This is a genomic window from Pseudomonas lactucae, from assembly GCF_036688725.1.
Taxonomy (GTDB): Bacteria; Pseudomonadota; Gammaproteobacteria; order Pseudomonadales; family Pseudomonadaceae; genus Aquipseudomonas; species Aquipseudomonas lactucae.
In genome coordinates this window covers 174,300-194,167 of record NZ_JAQQPT010000015.1, presented here as the reverse complement: position 1 = coordinate 194,167, position 19,868 = coordinate 174,300, and the positions used below count along the sequence as shown (strand labels likewise).

The 19,868-nt window shown below is 62.4% G+C and carries 14 protein-coding genes and 1 pseudogene; 7 read left to right on the top strand and 8 right to left on the bottom strand.

Translation table 11 applies throughout. The annotated features are described in order from the left end of the window. The 3 genes and pseudogenes from V6M90_RS18775 to V6M90_RS18765 all read right to left on the bottom strand — a co-directional run. A pseudogene (locus V6M90_RS18775) lies at window positions 1–740 on the bottom strand (type IV secretion protein Rhs); the annotation flags it as partial. Window positions 741–850: 110 nt separating this feature from the next. Next, on the bottom strand, window positions 851–3,934 hold the full coding sequence (locus tag V6M90_RS18770) for an efflux RND transporter permease subunit (RefSeq protein WP_332846935.1): 3,084 nt from the start codon (window positions 3,932–3,934) through the stop codon (window positions 851–853). 2 nt (window positions 3,935–3,936) lie between these two features. After that, window positions 3,937–5,043 carry an efflux RND transporter periplasmic adaptor subunit gene (locus V6M90_RS18765; RefSeq protein ID WP_003173723.1) on the bottom strand — a complete coding sequence of 369 codons (1,107 nt, stop codon included), beginning with the start codon at window positions 5,041–5,043 and terminating at the stop codon, window positions 3,937–3,939. Between the two features lie 100 nt (window positions 5,044–5,143). Here V6M90_RS18765 and V6M90_RS18760 point away from each other — a divergent pair, with 100 nt between their 5' ends. The 6 genes from V6M90_RS18760 (at window position 5,144) to V6M90_RS18735 (ending at window position 11,202) form a co-directional block, all read left to right on the top strand. Next, a complete protein-coding gene (locus V6M90_RS18760) occupies window positions 5,144–6,352 on the top strand; it encodes a Bcr/CflA family efflux MFS transporter (RefSeq protein ID WP_332846934.1) in 1,209 nt (402 codons plus the stop codon). Between the two features lie 100 nt (window positions 6,353–6,452). Continuing rightward, complete coding sequence (locus tag V6M90_RS18755) at window positions 6,453–7,319, top strand: pirin family protein (RefSeq protein WP_332846933.1); 867 nt, start codon at window positions 6,453–6,455, stop codon at window positions 7,317–7,319. A gap of 210 nt (window positions 7,320–7,529) precedes the next feature. After that, window positions 7,530–8,975: a mechanosensitive ion channel family protein gene (locus tag V6M90_RS18750; protein ID WP_003173726.1), complete on the top strand. Its 1,446-nt coding sequence runs from the start codon at window positions 7,530–7,532 to the stop codon at window positions 8,973–8,975. A gap of 81 nt (window positions 8,976–9,056) precedes the next feature. After that, complete coding sequence (locus tag V6M90_RS18745) at window positions 9,057–9,671, top strand: LbetaH domain-containing protein (protein WP_332846932.1); 615 nt, start codon at window positions 9,057–9,059, stop codon at window positions 9,669–9,671. Between the two features lie 95 nt (window positions 9,672–9,766). Continuing rightward, window positions 9,767–10,285 (top strand): sigma-70 family RNA polymerase sigma factor, encoded by a 519-nt coding sequence (locus V6M90_RS18740; RefSeq protein WP_003173728.1) that lies wholly within the window; start codon window positions 9,767–9,769, stop codon window positions 10,283–10,285. Beyond that, complete coding sequence (locus V6M90_RS18735) at window positions 10,282–11,202, top strand: FecR domain-containing protein (RefSeq protein ID WP_003173729.1); 921 nt, start codon at window positions 10,282–10,284, stop codon at window positions 11,200–11,202. The genes V6M90_RS18740 and V6M90_RS18735 overlap by 4 nt, the downstream gene beginning before the upstream one ends. Before the next feature lies 1 nt (window position 11,203). On the opposite strand, the gene V6M90_RS18730 is transcribed toward V6M90_RS18735, so the two are convergent. From V6M90_RS18730 to V6M90_RS18720, 3 genes are read right to left on the bottom strand one after another with little or no spacing between them, the layout of a single operon-like run. Then, window positions 11,204–11,920, bottom strand: a complete 717-nt coding sequence (locus tag V6M90_RS18730; protein ID WP_042944630.1) for an ABC transporter ATP-binding protein — start codon at window positions 11,918–11,920, stop codon at window positions 11,204–11,206. After that, on the bottom strand, window positions 11,917–12,738 hold the full coding sequence (locus V6M90_RS18725) for an ABC transporter permease (RefSeq protein WP_003173731.1): 822 nt from the start codon (window positions 12,736–12,738) through the stop codon (window positions 11,917–11,919). The genes V6M90_RS18730 and V6M90_RS18725 overlap by 4 nt, the downstream gene beginning before the upstream one ends. Before the next feature lie 10 nt (window positions 12,739–12,748). After that, the gene (locus V6M90_RS18720) at window positions 12,749–13,720 is read right to left on the bottom strand and encodes an aliphatic sulfonate ABC transporter substrate-binding protein (RefSeq protein WP_332846931.1); all 972 of its coding nucleotides are present in this window, start codon (window positions 13,718–13,720) and stop codon (window positions 12,749–12,751) included. 339 nt (window positions 13,721–14,059) lie between these two features. Here V6M90_RS18720 and V6M90_RS18715 point away from each other — a divergent pair, with 339 nt between their 5' ends. Next, window positions 14,060–14,275 carry a TOBE domain-containing protein gene (locus tag V6M90_RS18715; RefSeq protein ID WP_003173733.1) on the top strand — a complete coding sequence of 72 codons (216 nt, stop codon included), beginning with the start codon at window positions 14,060–14,062 and terminating at the stop codon, window positions 14,273–14,275. 35 nt (window positions 14,276–14,310) lie between these two features. Here V6M90_RS18715 and V6M90_RS18710 read toward each other — a convergent pair whose 3' ends face one another. Further along, window positions 14,311–18,576, bottom strand: coding sequence for a dermonecrotic toxin domain-containing protein (locus tag V6M90_RS18710; protein ID WP_332846930.1), 4,266 nt, complete (start codon window positions 18,574–18,576; stop codon window positions 14,311–14,313). 90 nt (window positions 18,577–18,666) lie between these two features. Further along, a complete protein-coding gene (locus V6M90_RS18705) occupies window positions 18,667–19,812 on the bottom strand; it encodes a MalY/PatB family protein (RefSeq protein ID WP_305429496.1) in 1,146 nt (381 codons plus the stop codon). Window positions 19,813–19,868: the final 56 nt, after the last annotated feature.

Here is a 19,868-nt window from a genome sequence, read left to right as displayed (position 1 = left end):
GCCAGCAGCTCATCGAGTTCGGCCTGGGAGATGTACGCCAACAACTTTTCGCTGTTGGCCTTGAGATCCGATAGCAGGTCATACAGCTGCGTGACGTTATCCCACAGGTTGTACAGCGCCTTGGCCAACCCGCTTGAAAACGCCACGCCCTGCATCGCGCTGCGCTCCCAGGATATGGCCTTGGCAAACTCGTCCCACTGGGGTTTGAAGGTCTTGGCCCATTCATCACGCAGGCCCGTTTCCAGCCCCGCGATCACCGACTGATAAGACGCATACAGCGCCTTGACGTGATCCTTGGAAACGTTGGGATAAAAAGTGATTTGGTATTTCTGGTCGCGGGTACATTCCTGGATTTCAAGAATGCCGCTGGAGTCGATGGTTCGATGAATCGGCGCACCTACAGGGCTGCCATTGGAAGCAATCGCTTGCAGCATCACCGGCGTATTGCCGATAGGCACGAAACGGGTGCTTTCGAACATGTGCACCAAGGTCATCGTCCCCTGGGCATCACATTTGGCGACGACAGCGCTGGGTTTTCTGGAAGAAACCGGCGCGATCAACGCAACTTCTTCGCCGACTTTGAAGACCTGCTCCACCTCAAGCGTCGAGCCACTCCAGAAGCTTTCGGCCCAGTCATCAAAGGTATTGAGGCACACCCGGAAATCACGCAAGACGCCTTCGACGTCCGGCGCCTTGGCGTTCATGGGAGACAGGACAAACTTGCCTATGACCGGAATCAAGACACGACCCCATCAACCAGGGCCATCACGAAACAAACCATCTGCACTCCCTCGCACTGTGTATTCAGGCGAGGGACTTTGCAGAGGTTTTCAGGGCAGGGGAGTAGAGCTTATCCGGCGCTTACGTGGGACGTTTCGACAACCTTTGTCTTCTCCCGCCCCAGCACCAGACTGCACAGCGCCGGCAGGAACAATAGCGTCAACACCGTGCCCACCAGCACGCCGCCAATCAGCACGAACGCGAGCGACGACCAGAACACCGACAACGTCAACGGGATAAACGCCAACGCCGCCGCCAGCGCGGTCAAGACCACCGGCCGCGCACGCCGTACCGTGGCTTCAATGATGGCCTCGCGGATCGCCATGCCGAGGTCCTGGTTCTGGCGGATCTGGTCGGTAAAAATCAGCGTGTTACGCATCAGAATGCCGCCGATACCGATCAACCCCAGGATCGCGTTGAATCCGAACGGCTGGTTGAACAGCAACAAGGTCGGCACCGCGCCGATCAAGCCCAGTGGCGCGGTGGCGAAGACCATGAACATCACACCGAAGGAGCGTACCTGGAACATGATCACCGTGAGGGTCAGCAGGATCATGATCGGGAACAGCGCCGCCAGGGCCACGTTGGCCTTGGCGCTTTCTTCCACCGGGCCGCCGATGTCGATCTGGTAGCCGGCGGGTAGTGTGGCGATCAGGGGTTGCAGGTCTTTGTACACGGCCATTTCCACGTCGGGCGGTTGCACGCCGTCGATGATATCGGCGCGTACTTCCACGGTGCTCGCGCGGTTGCGGCGCTTGAGGATCGGTTCTTCCATTACCGCCTGGAAATGCCCGACCTGGGCCAGCGGTACGGAAGTGCCGGCGCTGTTGGTCAGGGTCATGTTATTGAGGTTGCCGAGGTTCTCGCGTTGGCTGCCCTGGGCGCGGGCGACCACGGAGACGGTGCGGTTGCCTTCGCGCACTTCGGTGATGGGGTTGCCGCTGAGCAAGGCGTTGAGCTGGGACTTGACCTCGTCGGGCGTGAATCCGAGCAGACGCAGGCGGTCCTGGTCCAGCACCAGGCGATAGCCGCTGGTGCGCTCGCCCCAGTCGAGGAAGGCATCCTTGGTCAGTGTGTTGGCGGCGACCACTTTGCGCACCTCTTCGGACAGGCCGCGCAACACCTCCACATTCGGGCCGGACACACGGAATACCACCGGGAACGGCACCGGCGGGCCGAACAGCAATTGCGTCACACGCACCCGTGCCGCCGGAAATTCACCGGCGGCGATACGCTCGCGCATGCGCAGCTTAAGGGCGTCGCGGGCGTGGGAATCGGGGGTTTGCACGATCAGTTTGGCGAAGGCGGGGTCGGGCAGTTCGGGGTTCAGCGACAGGAAAAAGCGCGGAGCACCGCCGCCGACATAGGTATCGACCATCGAGGTTTGCGGCTCCTGCAGCAGGGCTTTCTCCAGCTGCGCGGCCACCGCCTCGGTGCTTTTGAAGGCGCTGCCGGGTGGCATGTACACCTCAAGGATCAGTTCGGAACGGTCGGAGTTGGGGAAGAACTGCTTTTTCACCACGCCCATGCCCAGCCCGCACAACACAAATGCCGCCACCACCAGGCCGGTCACCAGCCAGCGTTGGCGCACGCAGGCCTCTACCAGGCCGCGTAGTTTTTGGTAGTAACGCCCGGCGTAGATCGCGTCGTGGCCACCGGGCACCGGTTTGATCTGCGGCAGTAATTTCACGCCCAGATACGGTGTGAACACCACGGCCACCAGCCAGGATGAGATCAGTGCAAAGCCGACGATCCAGAAGATATTCCCCGCATATTCCCCGGCGCCCGACCGTGCAAAACCCACTGGCAGAAAGCCGATGATCGTCACCAGCGTACCGGTCAGCATCGGCGCGGCGGTGGAACTCCAGGCGAAGGTGGCGGCGTGAATCCGGTCGAAACCTTCTTCGAGTTTCACCACCATCATCTCAATGGCGATGATCGCGTCGTCCACCAGCAAACCCAGGGAAATGATCAGCGCGCCGAGGGTGATGCGGTCGAACTCGCGGCCGGTCATCAGCATGATCACAAACACGATGGACAAGGTCAGCGGCACCGCAGCCGCCACCACCAGCCCCACGCGAAAGCCCAGGGCCAACAGGCTGATGAGCATCACCACCGCCAGGGCGACGAAGAATTTGAGCATGAATTCATTCACCGCCAGGCTGATGTTCTTGGCCTGGTCGGAGACTTTGGCGAAGTTCACGCCCAAGGGCAGGTCGGCCTGGATCCTGGCTTCCTCGGCCTTGAGGCTTTTGTCCAGCTCCAGGCCGTTCCAGTGTTTCTCCATGATCACGCCGAGCATCAGCGCCGGGTCGCCCTGGTGGCGGATGCGGTAGCTGGGCGGGTCTTCATAGCCACGGCTGACGCTGGCCACGTCGGCGATGCGCAGCACGCGGCCGTTGACGACCAGCGGCACGTTTTCTATCAGCGCGAGGCTGTCGAAGGCCCCATCGATACGGATATACGCACGGGCACCAGCGGTTTCCACAAAGCCCGACGGCGCCACCGCATTCTGCGCGGTGAGGGCGGCGAAGATCTGGTCGGGCTTGATGCCCAGGGTTGCCAGGCGCTCGTAGGAGAACTCGACGAAGATGCGCTGCGCCTGTTCACCGAGGATATTGACCTTCTTCACCCCCGGCAGGTTGAGCAGGCCCTGGCGCAAGTCCTCGGCCATTTGCACTTGTTGGCGATGGGGCAGGTGTTCGGCTTCCAGGGCATACAGCGCGAAGTACACGTCCGAATATTCATCGTTGAAGAATGGCCCGATCACGCCCCTGGGCAGTCGCGCCGCTTCATCACTGAGCTTTTTGCGGGTCTGGTAGAACAGGTCCTGGATCTCGCCGGGGCGCGTGGACTCCTTGAAGGTCATGCGCATCGACACAAAACCCGGCTGGGCGATGGTCTCGACACGGTCGTAGTAGTCCAGTTCCTGCAGGCGTTTTTCCAGGCGATCAGCCACTTGTTCCTGCATTTCCTGGGCGGTAGCGCCGGGCCAGGCGGCGGTGACGGTCATCACCTTGACGGTGAAGGACGGGTCTTCAGCGCGCCCCAGTTTGCCGAACGCGAAAATCCCGGCGGCGATGATCGCAATGATCAAAAACAAGGTGACCGCGCGGTGCTTGACCGCCAGTTCAGAGAGGTTGATGCCGCGCATGATCATTGGTCCTGTTTGCGGTTGAGGGCCAGTGCCTGGGCGGGCAGCAGGCGCACCGCATCACCGTTGTGCAGCAAATGCGCGCCGAGGGCGACCACGGTCGCGCCGGGGCTCACGCCGCTGTCGAGCAGGGCGTCTTCCTGGCCGAGGCTGGCGACCTTGACCGGTGCGAAGCTGACCTTATTGTCGGCACCGATCAGCCAGACACCGGTGCCTTGCCCCGCGTCATGCAAGGCCCCGATGGGCACGCTGGTCTGTTGGGCCTGGCCGTCGCCTTGCAGGCGTACGGTGATGGTTGAACCGAGGGCAAACCGCGCAACGTCGCCGTGCAACACATAGCGCGCGCGGTAAGTGCGGGTGATCGGGTCGGCACTGGCGGACAACTCGCGCAGCGTCGCGCTGACCGCCTGATCGGCGCCGCCGAAGGGGAACGCCAGGGCTTTTTGCGAGGCGCGGTCGCGTTGGTTTTCCGGCAGGTTGACGATGGCCTCGCGAGCACCGTCATGGGCCAGCCGCGCGACGATTTGCCCTTCGGCGACCACTTGGCCGCGATCCACCCGCACATCGGTGATGATGCCGTCGCCATCAGCCTTGAGCACTGAGTAAGTGCGGCGGTTTTCGATCTGGCTGGCGTCCGATTGCGCCGCGGCCAGTTCCGCTTCGGCGACGCGCAGGTTGGTCGCTGACTGGTCGAAGATCTGCCTCGATACGGCGCCAGTACTGGCCAGGCGCTGGTAGCGGTTTTCATCGTCGCGGCGTTGACGCAGTTGGGCCTGGGCGGCGTTGACGCGGTTCCTGGCCGAGCGCAGGGCCAGTTCGAAGTCGCCGATGTCCAGCACCAGCAGGGTGTCGCCCCGGGACACATGTTGGCCGGGATCGACCTTGCGTTCGATGACCTTACCGCTGACGCGGAAACCCAGGTCGCTTTCGGTACGGGCCGCGACCACCCCGGTGTAGGCACTTTGCTGGCTACCGGCCGCTTGAACATGGGCGGCAAGTACCGGGCGCGGCTGCGACGCTTGGGCGGCGGTATCGGCCTTGCTGTTACAGCCGCTGAGAATGGTCAGTAAGGCCAGGGGCGTGAGAAGACGCAGAGGAAGAGTGGGCATGGCGGACTCCGGGGTAAACATTGGGCAAAAAATTATGGACATAATTTTTTACGCATATTATGGTCGAAATATAAATTAATCCAGCCCCCGGATGATCCCCATGTCTAACGCCCCGGCGCCCTCGCGAAACCTGCTGTTTTTGTTGGTGGCCCTGACGGCGCTCGGTGAAGTCTCGACCCAATTGATCATCCCCGGTCTTGGCGCCATCGAGCAGGCGCTGGTGTCGCCGCCGGGTTCGGCGCTGATGGCGTTGTCGGCGTTTGTCGCGGCCTTTGGCCTGGGTCAGTTGTTGTTCGGGCCGCTGTCGGACCGCATCGGTCGCCGTCCGGTATTGCTCGGCGGGTTGGTGCTGTATGTGTTGGCAACCCTGTCGATGCTGCTGGTCAACGATATTCATCAGTTCATTGCGGCCCGCGTGCTGCAAGGCCTGGGCGCCTGCGCGGCGCTGGTGTTGGCGCGCACGGTGGTGCGCGATGTGTGGAAGGCCGAAGCGGGGCCGGCCCTGGCGTTGACCATGATCGGCATGCTGTATGCCATCGTCGTCGCGCCAATGGTCGGCGGCCTGTTGATCAAGCTGGTGGGATGGCGCGCGCCGATCATGCTTGGGCTGGCGATCGGTAGCGCGGTGTTGCTGCTGGCGCTGTTGTTTTTTCGAGAAAGCAATCACTACCCGGACCCCAAGGCCGGCCACTGGCGCACCCTGGGCGGGCAGTATCTGGATGTGCTCAAGGGCCGCCCATACCGCGCGTTCGCTGTAGCCCTGGCGTGCACCTACGGCGCGATGTTTGCGGTGATCGCCGGGTCATCGGCGGTGTTTATCAACCTGTTGGGCTTCAATAGCCTGGAATACGGCATCAACTTTGGCTTGATCGTGTCGATGTTGATCGTGGGGTCCACCTACACGCGGCGCAACATCATGCGCCTGGGGCCGCAGCGGATTGTGGCAATGGGCGTGACATTGGTGGCGCTGGGGGGCGTGTCGGCGGCGCTGATCTACGGGGTGTTCGGCCTGTCGGTGCTGGGGCTGGATATCCCGATTGCCGTGGCGACGCTCGGCGGTGGGTTGGTGTTGCCAGGTTCAGTGACCGGTGCGGTCATGCCCAACGCGCACCGCGCCGGCTTGGCGGCGGGCTTGATGGGCTTTGCGCAGATGTTCGGCGCCACCTGCAGCGGGCTGTTGTTGAGCCACCTGCGCGACGGCAGTGCCACGCCGATGATCATGATCCAGGCCGGGTTTGCGGTGATGGCCTTCGTTGCGTTCCAGTTGTTGCGTGAACGGCGCGGGGCGCTGGCCTCAGTGGTGGGATAAACGGGTAGTTCGTTCCATGAGTGGGACAGTCAAGGCTGTTTGTGCCGTCTAGCGCCAAATTGGTGTCGTCTATAAGGTATATGCACTTTGGAGGACTACCATGAAAAAACTCATCGGCATCTACACCAGCCCCCGCGCTCATTGGGTAGGCGACGGCTTTCCGGTGCGCACGCTGTTTTCCTACGACAACCTGGGCAAGCACATCAGCCCCTTCTTGCTGCTGGACCACGCCGGTCCGGCCAATTTCACTCCGACCGACCAACGCCGCGGCGTCGGCCAGCACCCCCATCGAGGGTTTGAAACCGTGACCATCGTCTACGACGGTGAAGTCGAGCACCGCGATTCCACCGGCGCCGGCGGCACGATCGGCCCTGGCGATGTGCAATGGATGACGGCCGCCAAAGGCATTCTCCACGAAGAATTCCACTCCGCAGACTTCGCGCGTAAAGGCGGCGCATTGGAGATGGTGCAACTGTGGGTCAATCTGCCGGCCAAGGACAAAATGGCCGAGGCCGGCTACCAGACGATTGTCGACGGTGATATTCCTGTGCTGGCGCTGGCCAATGGCGCCGGGAGCCTGCGCTTGATCGCCGGGGAATTCGCCGGGGTCAAAGGACCCGCGCGCACTTTCACGCCAATCGACGTGTGGGACATGCGCCTCAACGCCGACAAGCCTGTCACGCTGGACCTGCACGCCGGGCGCAACACCGCCCTGGTGATCCTGCGCGGCACTGTGATGGTCAACGGCGAAGAAGTGGCACGCCAGGGGCAACTGGCATTGTTCGAGCGTGACGGCACGCAACTGATGCTGGAGTCCAAGGATGACGCCATGGTGCTGCTGCTCAGCGGCGAGCCGATTGACGAACCTATCGTCGGGCATGGGCCGTTCGTGATGAATACCGAACAGGAAATTCACCAGGCGTTTGCGGATTTCCAGTCGGGCAAGTTCGGGCGGATGCACAGTTAAGAAGACTCGCCATATCAATCGTGGGTTTGCTCGCGAACGCCTTGCGTGTAGCAGCTGCCGAGCCTTGGCGAGGCTCGGCAGCTGCTACGGATTGCCTATCTCGCGAGCAAGTCGAATCGTCGCACCGCCGCGCCTATATTTTGTTCTGCGCTATACCCGACAGCTTCATTTCATGCGATCTTCACCGCCATTCGCTCTGGAGCCGCCTGGATGCCCTCATTTATCTCCGATCACCCGATGCTCTGCGCCCTGGCGCTGGTCCTCATCGACATCGCTGTGTGGCGCCTCATTTCCCCCACGCTCGCCAACTGGAAACTCGCCGCACGCCTGGTGATCTTTGCGGTGTTCAGCGCCGTGCTGTTCAACGACGGCATGAACCCCATGCTGGTGCCGCCCTATGCCGACAATACCGCCCTGCACATGGCGGCGACCGCGCTGCAGATCGGTTGGTGGCTGTTTGCGGCGCGCACGCTCACGGTGTTGCTTGGCGCACTGATGGTGCAGCGAGTGGGGCACACCGGGCGGCTGCTGCAGGACCTGATCGGTGCGGTGATTTTCCTGATTGCGATCATCGCCGCGCTGGCCTATGTGCTCGACCTGCCGGTCAAGGGGGTGCTTGCCACATCGGGCGCGGTGGCGATCATCGTCGGCCTGGCGTTGCAAAGCACCCTGAGCGACGTGTTTTCCGGGATCGTGCTCAACACCACCAAGCCTTATCAGCTCGATGACTGGATCTCCATCGACGGCACCGAAGGTCGGGTCACCGATATCGATTGGCGCGCCACGCGCCTGCAGACCTCCCAGGGCAGCATGGCGGTGATCCCCAATTCCCTGGCGGCCAAGGCCAAGATCATCAACTTTTCGCGCCCGGCGGATATGTTCGGCCTGTCGGTGAGCCTGCAGGTCAGCCCCCATGCGCGCCCGCAAACCGTGATCGAAGCCCTGGAGCGCGCCATGCAGGGGTGCCGACCGTTATTGGCCAAACCGGCGCCGAGCGTGGCATTCAAGACATCAGCCAGTGGCGGCGTGGAATATGAAATCAGTGGGTTCGTGCCCGCCATGCCGCTCAAGCGCGAAGTGCGCAACCAGCTGTATGACCTGGCCTTCCGGCATCTGCAAGCGGCGGGCGTGAGCCTGTTGTCGGCGGTCGAAAGCGCCACACCGGTAGCGACTTCACGGGCACGGGCGCTGCTGGACAGCTCGTCGATCTTCTCCACCCTGCGCCAGGAAGAGAAGGAAACCTTCAGCCAGAACATGACCCTGCACTCCTACCGTGCCGGCGAGATGATCCTGCCGGCGGGCGAGGTCAGCGATCACTTGTTTATCGTTGAGTCCGGTGTGGTCTCGGTGATGCTGATCAAAGGCGGGCACGCATTCGAAGCCGGGCGCATGGGGCCGGGCGAGGTGATCGGCGAGGCGGGGATTCTGACGGAGCAGGCGACCCTGGCGGACTTTACCGCCAAGACGTTCTGCACGCTGTACCGCATCGAGAAGGAATACCTGACACCGTGCCTGGACGCGCGTAAAGACATCGGCGATGCGATGAAAAACCTGCTGGATTTCCGCCTGCACGCCGCGCAGGCCCTGACCCAGGAGGCGCCGGTCGCGCCGGTCAAGAAAGGCTTCCTGCAGTGGTTGCGCAAGCGCGGCCTCTGAGCGCCGCGGCGAGACAGGGTACTCATGCGCGTTTGATCATGCTAGCGTTTCGAACTTCTCTGTGTGTTCGAGGGTTCAGCATTGATCCGACTCACCGACTACATCGCCAGTATCGACCAATCCCCCTTGCGGCCTTGGGGCGACCTGGCGCCCTGGGCGCTGGTCACGCAGGCGCCTGCCATCGTTCGCCAATTGCTGACCGAACTGCCGGCCGACGAGTACGTCATCCAGGATGAAATCGCCATCCACCACAGCGCCATCGTCGAGGCGGGGGCCTTGCTCAAGCCGCCCCTGATCATCGGCGCCCGGTGTTTTATTGCCAGCGGTGCACTGTTGCGCGGCGGTTGCTGGGTGGATGCGCACTGCATTATCGGTCCGGGTGCCGAGTTGAAAACCACCTTTATGTTCAGTGGCAGCAAACTGGCGCACTTCAATTTTGTCGGTGATTCAGTGCTCGGCCATGGCATCAACCTGGAGGCCGGCAGCATCGTTGCCAACTACCGTAACGAGCGTGTGGACAAGGAAGTGCTGGTGCGGGTGGGCGGGCAGTTGCAACGCACGGGGTGCGACAAGTTCGGCGCGTTACTGGGCGATCAGTGCCGGATTGGTGCCAATGCGGTGCTCGCGCCGGGAGCGGTATTGGTTCCGGCCAGTGTTGTGGGACGTGGGCAGGTGTTTGACGCTGAGACCTCCTGATAAACGCAGCGTTGAAAAGAGCATGGTGCAACGGCACGATATTAAATAGAATGAATCTCATTTGAGACTCACTCGCGCCGCGCAGGTTGCTTGCCATGAATGATGCTGTTGTCCCGACGCACGCCCCTGAACTGACGCTATCGAGTCTGTACCGTGACCACCGCAGTTGGCTCGAAAGCTGGCTGCGCCGGCGGCTGGGCAACGCCTGGGATGCAGCGGACCTGAGCCAGGACACGTTCCTGCGCGTCCTGGCCAGTGCCCAGCCGATCGCGCAGGTACAGGAGCCGCGGGCTTATCTCGTGACGGTGGGCAAGCGCCTGCTGGTCAATTTCCATCAACGGCGCAGCCTGGAACAGGCTTACCTGAACGCCTTGACCCAGTTGCCCGAAGCCTGTGTGCCGTCCCCCGAACAGCGTTGGCTGGTGCTCGAGACCCTGCAAGCGCTGGATGAGTTGCTCGATGGTTTGCCGGTGTTGGTGCGCCGAGCGTTTTTGTGGAGCCAACTGGAAGGCCTGGGGTATCGCGAGATTGCCGAACGCCTTGAGGTGTCCGAGCGCACAGTCAAGCGCTACATGGCCCAGGCCTATGAGCACTGTTTGCGGGTGCAGCTGTGAGCCGCGACGTTGCGCGCGCCGCCGCGCAATGGCTGGCGCTGCTGGAATCCGGCGCCGCCACCGAGCGTGATCACGCGGCGTTGCAGCACTGGCGCGACAGCCATCCGCAGCATGAGCACACCTGGCAAAGGGCCCAATCCCTGCGCCAGCGTTTCAACGAGTTACCCCAAGCACTGGCGATGGCCAGCCTCGACCGCCCGCAACCGGGGCGACGGGCCGTGCTCAAGCGGGCGTTGGGGGTTGCCGCCTTGCTGCCGACGGCCTGGTTGATCAGCCGCCAATTGCCCATCGACACCTGGCGCGCCGACCTGCACACCGCCACCGGCGAGCGCAAGCGCCTGCCACTGGCCGACGGCGCCAGCCTGCAACTCAATACCGCCACGGCCGTGGACGTGGATATGGCGCAGCGGCGTATCACCCTGGTCGAGGGCGAACTGGCGCTGAATGTCGCCGGCGCGGCGGCGATGACACTGCGCACCCGCTATGGCCAGCTGCGGGTCAGCCAGGCGCAGGTGTGCGTGCGCCAACTGGCGGCGGGCTGCCTGGTGTCGGTGCTCAAGGGGGCCGTGCAGGTACAGGATTTGAGTGGCAACAGCTCGACCTTGCAGGGCGGCCAGCAAGCGCCGCTCAAGGCCAGTGGACTCGGTGCCTGGGTGCCGTTCGATGTACTGCAACTGGGTTGGCGTGACGGAGTGCTGACTGCACAGAACCAACCGCTGGGAGATTTTCTGCGCGAGCTTGCCCGCTATCGCCCCGGCGTGCTGCGCTGGGAGCCTGGTCTTGAAACCTTGCGGGTCACCGGCAGTTTTCGCCTGGATGACACCGACCGCGTTCTTGACCTGTTGGCCTCGACACTGGACTTGGAAGTGCAGGCACGCACGCGGTATTGGGTGAGCTTGCGCAAGAAACTGGCGTGATCTAGATCACATGCGCACGCTGCAGCTCGGTCAAGGCCAATGCCTTGAGCCGGGCCAGCAGCGGGTCGCGCCGATCCCGTGGGTGCGGCAAATCCACCGCCAGCGTCTGGCGAATGCTGCTCGGCCGGTTGTCCATCACCAGCACCCGGTCGCTCAGGTACAGCGCTTCATCCACGTCATGGGTCACCAGCAGCAACGCGATGGCATGGTGCTCGGCCAGTTGCAGCAGCAAGTCCTGTAGCTTCATGCGGGTAAACGCGTCCACCGCACTGAACGGTTCATCCAGCAGCAGCACCTGGGGACGTGAGTACAGGCCGCGTGCGATGGCCACCCGTTGCGCCATGCCGCCGGACAACGCCTTAGGCAGCGCCTGGGCAAAGCCTTTGAGGCCGACTTCCTCGATCAATTGCCTGACCCAGACCTTGTCGTAATGGCTGTCATCGCTCAAACCGATGTTCTGTTCCACCGTGAGCCAGGGCATCAGCCGGGGTTCCTGAAACACAAAGGCCACTTCGCCGTCGGGGCTGCGCAACTCACCCTGGAACTCGGTTTCCAGGCCGGCGACGATGCGCAGCAAGGTGCTCTTGCCGCAGCCGCTGGGGCCCAGCAGGCTCACGGCTTCGCGCGGTTGCAAGGCCAGGCGCACATCCTTGAGCACGGTGGTGTCGGCGAAGCTTTTACGCGTCACATGGATGTCCAGTAAAGGCTGCATACTCATTGCTCCTGCCCGGTGAAGGTGTCACGCCAGGCCAGGCAGCGTTTCTCCAGCGCCGCCAGCAAGCCATCGGTGACCTTGCCCAACAGCGCCAACACGATGATCGCCGCCAGCACGATGTCCGGCCGTGAAGTTTCGCGCCCGTCGCTGAGCAGGTAACCCAAGCCCTTGGTGGCCGCGATCAGCTCGGCCGCCACCAGAAACATCCACGCCAGGCTCAAGCCACTGCGCAGCCCGGTGAACAGGCCGGGCAGGGCGGCGGGCAACAGGATGCGTCGCACCAGGCGCCGACGGCTGAAACCATACATTTGCCCGACCTCCACCAGTTTGCGGTCGATATCGCGAATCGCCGCAACGCCATTGAGGTACACCGGGAAAAACGCGCCAATGGCGATCAGCACGATCTTTGAGGTTTCATCGATACCCAGCCACAGCAGCAACAGCGGCACCCAGGCCAGGCTCGGAATCGAGCGCAAGCCGGCGAAGGTTGGCTCCAGGTACGCCTCGGCCTCGCGGCTCAAGCCCACCCACGCGGCAAATACCAACGCCAGGCCGGCGCCGATGGCAAAGCCCAGCAGTACCCGTCCCAGACTGGCGCTGATGTGTTTCCACAGCGCGCCTTCGGCCAGTTCGCTCAAGGTGACGGCAATCTCGCTGGGCGCCGGCATCTGGTAGGACGGCAGCCAACCCACGCGCACCGCGATTTCCAGCACCAGCAGGATCAGAGCCGGCAGCACCAGGCCCTTGAGGCGTCTGGGCCAGGCGCTGCGGTGCGGCGCAGTCGGTGTGACATGGGGCAGTGCTTGGACTTTGCTGCTCATCAGGTTCCCCTTACGGCTTGGCCAGGGTTTGGCCGAACGAGGTGTCGATCAATTGCTCGATCACCTGGTCGACATTCACTCCTCGACGTACCAATTCTTCGGACACCAGGATCGGTGCGGCCGCCTTTGACGCTTGCACATCCCTGGCGCTCAATAGCGGGGTGCTCAGGTCGGTGCGCGACAGTTGCAGCTTGGCCACTTCCAATGGCAGGCCGGACTCGTCGGCCAACAACCTGGCGAACTCATCCGGGTGCTTCACCGCCCAGTCCCTGGCTTTTTCATAAGCGCCCAGCACTTTGGCGATGGTCTGCGGATGCGCCTTGGCGAATTGTTCGGTGACGCTGACCACGCCATAACTGTTGAAGTCTTTGTTGCGGTACAGCAGGCGCGAACCGGCCTGGATTTCACTGGCGGCCATGTGCGGGTCGAGGCCGGCCCAGGCGTCCACGTCGCCTTTCTCCAGCGCGGTGCGTCCATCCGGGTGTTGCAGGTGCACCAACTCCACGTCGCCCTTTTTCAGCCCGGCCTGTTGCAGGCTGCGCAGGGTGAACAGGTACGGGTCGGTGCCTTTGGTGGCGGCGATTTTCTTGCCCTTCAGGTCCGTGACGCTGTTGAGCGGCGAATCCTTGCGCACCACCAGGGCGGTCCACTCTGCGCGGCTGTAGACGTACACCGATTTGATCGGGCTGCCATTGGCCCGACTGAGCACCGCGGACAAACTGGCCGATGAAGCAAAGTCCACGCCGCCGCTGTTGAGGTATTCCAGGGAGCGGTTGCTACCCTGGCTCAGCACCCAGCCGACCTTGGTGCCTGGCAGCGCTTGCTCCAGCCAGCCGAAGTGTTTGAGCACCAGGCTCACGGGCGAGTAATAGGCGTAATCCAGATTGACTTCAGCGGGATCGGTGTCGCTGGCATGGGCAAAGGGTTGCAAGCTCAAAGCAAGGGCGCAGGCACCCAGCAGACGGCGGATGAGGGGGGTCATGGAACAGCTCCGGGCAAGGCGGTGAGAGAAGGCTCTTTCTTATATTCAGAAAACTGAATTGGCATGCTCCATCATGCCTCATCGGAATATGCAGTCTCTGTGCCACGTGCTGCGATTCCTCTTGGCGACGTAGTAGCTCTCGTACACAAGCACATGCCCACGTAGGGGCACATTGAAGAATCGAACACTGTGTTGGTCGGCTGTTGCCGTAGCAACACTAATATATCTAAATAGAATAAATAAAGAGATATATATTCCTTTTAATATCTTCATCGATGACGCATTTTGAGGGCCTGCGCATTCGTGCGGATTGACCCAACAGCCAATAGGAAAGCCGACATGACCATTAAAGCAATCAACGTGCGCAACCAGTTCAAGGGCGTCATCAAGGAGATTCTCCTGGGGGAAGTGGTGTCCGAAATCGACGTGCAAACCGCGTCCGGCATCGTGACGTCGGTGATCACCACCCGCTCGGTGCGTGACCTGGAATTGAAAGTGGGCAGTGAGGTGATTGCCTTTGTGAAGTCCACCGAAGTGTCCATCGCCAAGCTGTAGCAGGCGAGCCTGGCTCACTGCGCACAGGCATGTCATCAGTCGACGCGGTCGAAGATCTGCCGCACGGTAGAGGGCGTGAACACGCCCTTGCCGGTGTCTTCGATCAATTCAAAGGTGCCGTCGGCGTTGACCGTGACGCCCAGCGAACTGGCCAGCGTCACCGTGACGCCAGGCCGTTCGCGCAACAACTCCCTCAGGGGTTGCCCGCCATTGAAGGTTTGCCCGATGGTGGTCGCCATGCCTTGGAGCGAATCCGAGTTCACGCCGCCCACCAGTATGACCCGACCGCCTTTGTTCAATGACGTCTGCAGGGTGCCCAGCAGGGCTTGAGTGTTGCCGCCGCGCAAGCCCAACTCCAGGTTACTGCCGGTCAGGTGCATGAGCGTACGTGTCTGGTAGGTGCTGCCGTTCCAGTCGCTGAGCACCGCCAGCGCCGAGCAGTCGGTCAAGCTGCCGGTGGAGAGGTTCTTGTTGCCTGAGTTCAGCGTTGTCGACTCGCCCATCGCGACCTGCACGGTCGCGGCGGGCGTTTGTCTCGGGCTGATACGGGCCGGCCGCGGGGTGTCGGCTTCGGTCTGCCAGGTCTGTGGGTGCTTGGGGCGTTTGATCAGTTTGTCCATCCAGTCCCCGTCCAGCGGGCTCATGTCGAGCTGCGTGCCTTCACGGATTTTCCAGCCGGCCTTGTCCCAGCGGGTCATGGTTGCCTGCAATTGTTGGGTGTATTCGGGTGCGGGGCACGCGATGTCCGCCCAGGGGTCCACGACCCAGGCGTCGGCCCACTCAGGTTCAGAGAAGTCCACCGTCGCGCTCGCCATCCCGGATGGCCCGCCGACCACGGTGAAACTGTGGGCGTCGCTGGCATTCCACAGCGCAGCCGTCCCGCCGCTCTTGTTGATGATGTCCTGGGACAGCAGCGCCATTTCCCCACAGTTGCCCGCGCCGGTCTTCATGATCAGGTCGCCTGCGTTCGAGGCGCGCAGGTCGGCGGTGCGCCGCAACCATCCAAGGGTCATTGCCGCTGCGTCGGCCCTGGCGACATCAGCGCGTGAATGCAGCTGGTTGCCTGGCCCCAGGCCTGTTGCCTTGAGCGCTTGGTTCACCTTGTCCTTGGCGTGTTCTGCGTAAAAACGGTTCTGCCGTTGCGTTGGCCAATCGGCGAAATCGGCGGCGGTGTCCAGCGGCGCTACGCGGTGCGGTCGCAGGGCGATATCCGGCGCGGTGATGGCGTTGGCTCGCTGCAGTTGATAGGCCACTTCCCTTTGTTGTTCAGGGTTCAGGTCCTTGCAGAGCGTCTTCAATTGTTCGATATCGGTTTCGTGAAAGCCTGCGCGCTCCAGTTGCTTGTAGGCCTGCTTGAGGGGGGGCAGCGCAATGAAATCGGCATCCAGGGCCTGCACGGCATGATGAGCGCTCAGGAACTGCCGGTAACCCTGCACAAGGTTCAATTGAAAAGGCCCGCACTTGGTGAACCTGAGTTCGCCGGTGGCCGCCTTGCCCAGCGGCGCGTAGTAAAACTCGGCGGTGTCTGCTTCCACCACCAGGTATTGCTGCGCTCCTTGATGGACGACCACCCCCCTGACCTGGCGCTGGTCATTGCTCATCGTGCTGATTTGATTGAGCTTGACCACCCGCGTGTCCTTGGCGAGAGCACTGCCTGAGTCACCGGCGAAGAAGCCGAAGCCAGGGTCAGCGATGATCTTGCCGCGCACGTGCTGTTTGTAGAGGATGCGCTTGCCATTGGCGACCGGAACCAGTTGGGCGCCGGTCTCGGTGTCCATCACGGTGTGCAGGCGCTTTTCGTAGATGACCGTGCGGGCTTTCTTGAAGAGCCCGGCCTTCGACGGGAACAGCCGCACATGTTCCAGGGCTTGCGATTGCGCTTGGGGTTTGGGCAACGCTTCGATGAGTTTGACGAAGCAGTCATCGTTGACCCCACGGCGCACGCGCCCGCCTGCCGAAGGCGCCGGGCAGAAGGGCGCGAAATTGTCCAGCGGCCGGGTGTGCTCCAGCGACTCCAGGTCGATCAGTTCCCCAGGGTGGGCGTCCAGGTGACGATAGACCTTGCCTGCGTCTACCAGGTCGTAGCCATTGCTGCGTGGCAGGGTGTATGCGGTGGGCGTCAAGGGCCGGTCGGTGACCAGGCCTTGCGTGCCGTCGGCGAACACTTCCTGACGCAACGGGATGTTTGTCGGCACCTCAAACGGATCCTCCGTTGCACCGCCACCTAGGGTAAACAAGGTATTGAGCGCGCCGTCCAATGCCGCCGACGCGCCTTGCTTGCGCTCGGCCTGAGTGTCGCCCGACAGCGCTTTTTCAGTGCCCAGCGCAATTTGCGCAAGGCTGGTGGCAGCCGCGGCGCCAACGACAATCGGTTCACCGGCCACCGCAAACTGGGTCAGCAGCCTCGCGGCGGCAGTGACGTCGTTGAGCACCGTGTCGATGAGAATCTCCTTGTCGGACTTGATCATCACGTCCGCGTCGCTGTTCATGCGACTGCGGGTGACGTCTTTGATGACGCTGAACACGTCGCCATAAATGCGCACATTGGCGCTGTCGATCACGGCGCCTTCGATAGCGTCCCAATTGCCGTTGCCCAAGTAGGCGAGGCCGGTGTCCACGCCCTTGTTCGACTGGCCGTCACCAGTGATGAACGACTTGACGTCGCTCCAGAACCCGAGGTCATCGTCTTGCCGGTCCTTGAGGGCGAAGTGCGATTCCAGGGCCTTGCGCTTATGGGCATCCTTGCCTTGTTCGGCGACCCATTGGTCCATGTTCTCAAGGGAATCAAAGCGTAAAAAGGCGGGTTGTTGCCCCGGTACATACAGCACTTGCACGCCGTCTTTACGTCCGCGCAATTGCCGGTAGGTCCCGTCGTCGGCGGTAAAGCGCAGGATGTCGCTGGCGCGTCGGCCGTTGATATCGAACGCATGGGTGAGGACCACGCCTTCCACCGGCGCCTGCGCCTTGAGCTGTTCGACCGTCAGTGGCTGGTGCTCATCCTGCGGCAGGTTCGAGGCGGCGCCCATCACCAGGCGGTAATCCTCTTGAGTAAAACGCTGTTCGGCCGGCATCGCCTCGCGTTCGGCGGCAGAGGCGCGCTCGTAGGCCATGAGCTGCTGGCGTGCCTGGTAGACGAACTCACCCTTGAGCGCGGTGCGGTAATCGTCGCCGTGCTCACGCCAGAAGCGCTCCAGCTTGTCGGTCATGTGGGCCTGAAAGTCGGTTTTCCAGCTCTCGTGCATCAGTTGCGAAGGCGTCAGTGCAAACTGGTTGTGCGCGCCGTAACCACCTTTTTTGCTCTGCCCCGGGCCTGCGGTGTACAAGCCGGCTTCCTCGTCGAGCACGCCCGGCAGCCCGTCGTGCTCGTTGAAATTGCCCAGCAAGGCATCCGGCAGCCTTTGCGAGGTTTTCGGTTCCTCCGACAGATGCTGCCAGCCGGTCAGGGTGTTGGCGCTTTGTGCCTGGTTGAAGCGATTGAGGAAGATCGTGTCGGCATCCACCTGGCGTCCGGTCAGTTTGAAAATGAGCGCTTCGGCCCACTGCTTGGCTTCGTTGCGCACCTGGGGCAGCGCCTTGTACGTGTCCCGAAGCAATTGTTTGTAGTCAGCCTTGGCTCGGGCTGCCGGGGAAGGTGGCGGTGGCGCCACCCAGGTCGTGCTGTCATCCAGGCTGCGTTGATGATCGGCCAGTGCCGCGTCACCGCGCAGCTCGTCGGTGGTGGGGATCGCTGGGAAACGTCGCAGGCGTGCGCTCGCATCAACCCCCTGGGTGTCGCCCTGTTGGATGCCGTAGAACTGCAAAATATGATCGGCACTCGCGACGTTGTAAGGTTTGTGCGGGTAGTAGAGAAACATGCCGCTGGCTGGCGGCCAGAATCCGAGGGCCTCTACGGCTTGCAGCAAAGGCCCGGCCACCGCCGCGAAGTCGGAGTCATCGTCCAGCGTGAACGTTTTGGGTTTGCCGTGGATGAACACGTCCAGGCTGCCCAATTCGGGATGAAACTGCACGTTGGACGGTGAAATATGGTTGGCCTTCATCCAGCGTTGAAAGTCCGGCGTGCGCAGGGCTTTGTCCAATTGGGTCAACCATAATCCCAGCGTCGAGCGCGGCGGGACGTTGAACAACGAGCCGGGGCCCGAGTGGGGGTGAGCGAAGGGGTGAGGGCCGAGGCTTTTTGCCAGTTCGTCGTCGGCCTGGATTCGTGTTGTCTCGTGCAGCGAATACGGCGGCTGTTGCGGTGTATTTCCTGCAACAGGTTTGAAAACAAACGTAGGAGTTGTAGGGCGGGGCGATACTGTCATGGTGGGACTGGCTCCGGAGCGGCTTCGACGACACAAGGGTTCAATGAGCCAGATGTGTGCCGAAAGCGCCTGCCGCGGTTCCCACCCGTTTCAGCGGTTTTGTAAGCTGCGTTCCATGCGCTGCAGACCCTCTTCCAGCATCGCCCGTGGGCAGCCGAAGTTAAGGCGCACGAACTGCTGGCTGTCATCGCCGAACTCAATGCCCGCGCTCAAGCCGACCTTGGCCTGTTCCAGGAAGAACTGCTGCGGGTCGACCAGGCCCAGGGCGCTGCAATCGAGCCAGGCCAGGAAGGTGCCTTGCGGTGCGTGCATCACCACGCCCGGCAGGCGGGTGCGCACGGCGTCGAGCAGGTAGTCGCGGTTGGCTTGCAGGTACTGTTTGAGCGCCTCAAGCCATTCGCCGCATTGGCTGTAGGCGGCGCGGGTGGCCTCCAGGCCCAGCGGGCTGACGCTGTCGACCATGCCGCAACGGGCGTTGTTGAAACGCTCACGGATCTCGGCGTTCTGGATCACTGCAAAGCAGGTCTTCAAGCCGGCCACGTTGTAGGCCTTGCTCGCCGACATCAGCGTGATGGTGCGCTGCGCAATGTCTGGGCCGAGGCTGGCGGTGGGGATGTGACGGCGACCATCGAAGCACAGTTCGGCATGGATTTCGTCGCTGATGATCAGCGCGCCTTGCTCCAGGCACGCGTTGGCGAGCGCCAGCAGTTCTTCACGCGGGAACACTTTGCCTATCGGGTTGTGCGGGTTGCTCAGCAGCAGGGCCCCGGCGCCATTCAGCGCTTCGTTCATTGTGGACATCGGCGTGACATATTCGCCGTCGATCAATTGAAACGGCACTTCAATACGCGGCAGGTTCCAGTGCCCGGGCGCCAGGCGAATCGGGCGATAGTTCGGGGTTTGCAGCACCACCGGCTGGCCAGGCGCTACAAACGCATGCAGCGCCATATTGAAACCCGGTTCGACGCCGGGCAAAAACAGCAGTTCTTCCGGCTGCACGCGCCAGGCGTACTTGGCCCACAGGTCGGCGACGATGGCCTCGCGCACATCCGGGCCGGCCACGCTGTAGCCGAGGATCTGCTGGTCCAGGCGCGCATGCAGGGCCTGCAGTATCGCCGGCGGCGTGGCGATGTCCATGTCGGCGATCCACATCGGCAATACGTCTGCCGGGTAACGGTTCCACTTGGTACTGCCGGTGCCGAGGCGGGGGTGGATCGTGTCGAAATCAAAGCTCATGGAGGCGCTCGTGTCTGGGAGGCGGCGGAAAGTGACGGGAAATATAGCATGGGCGT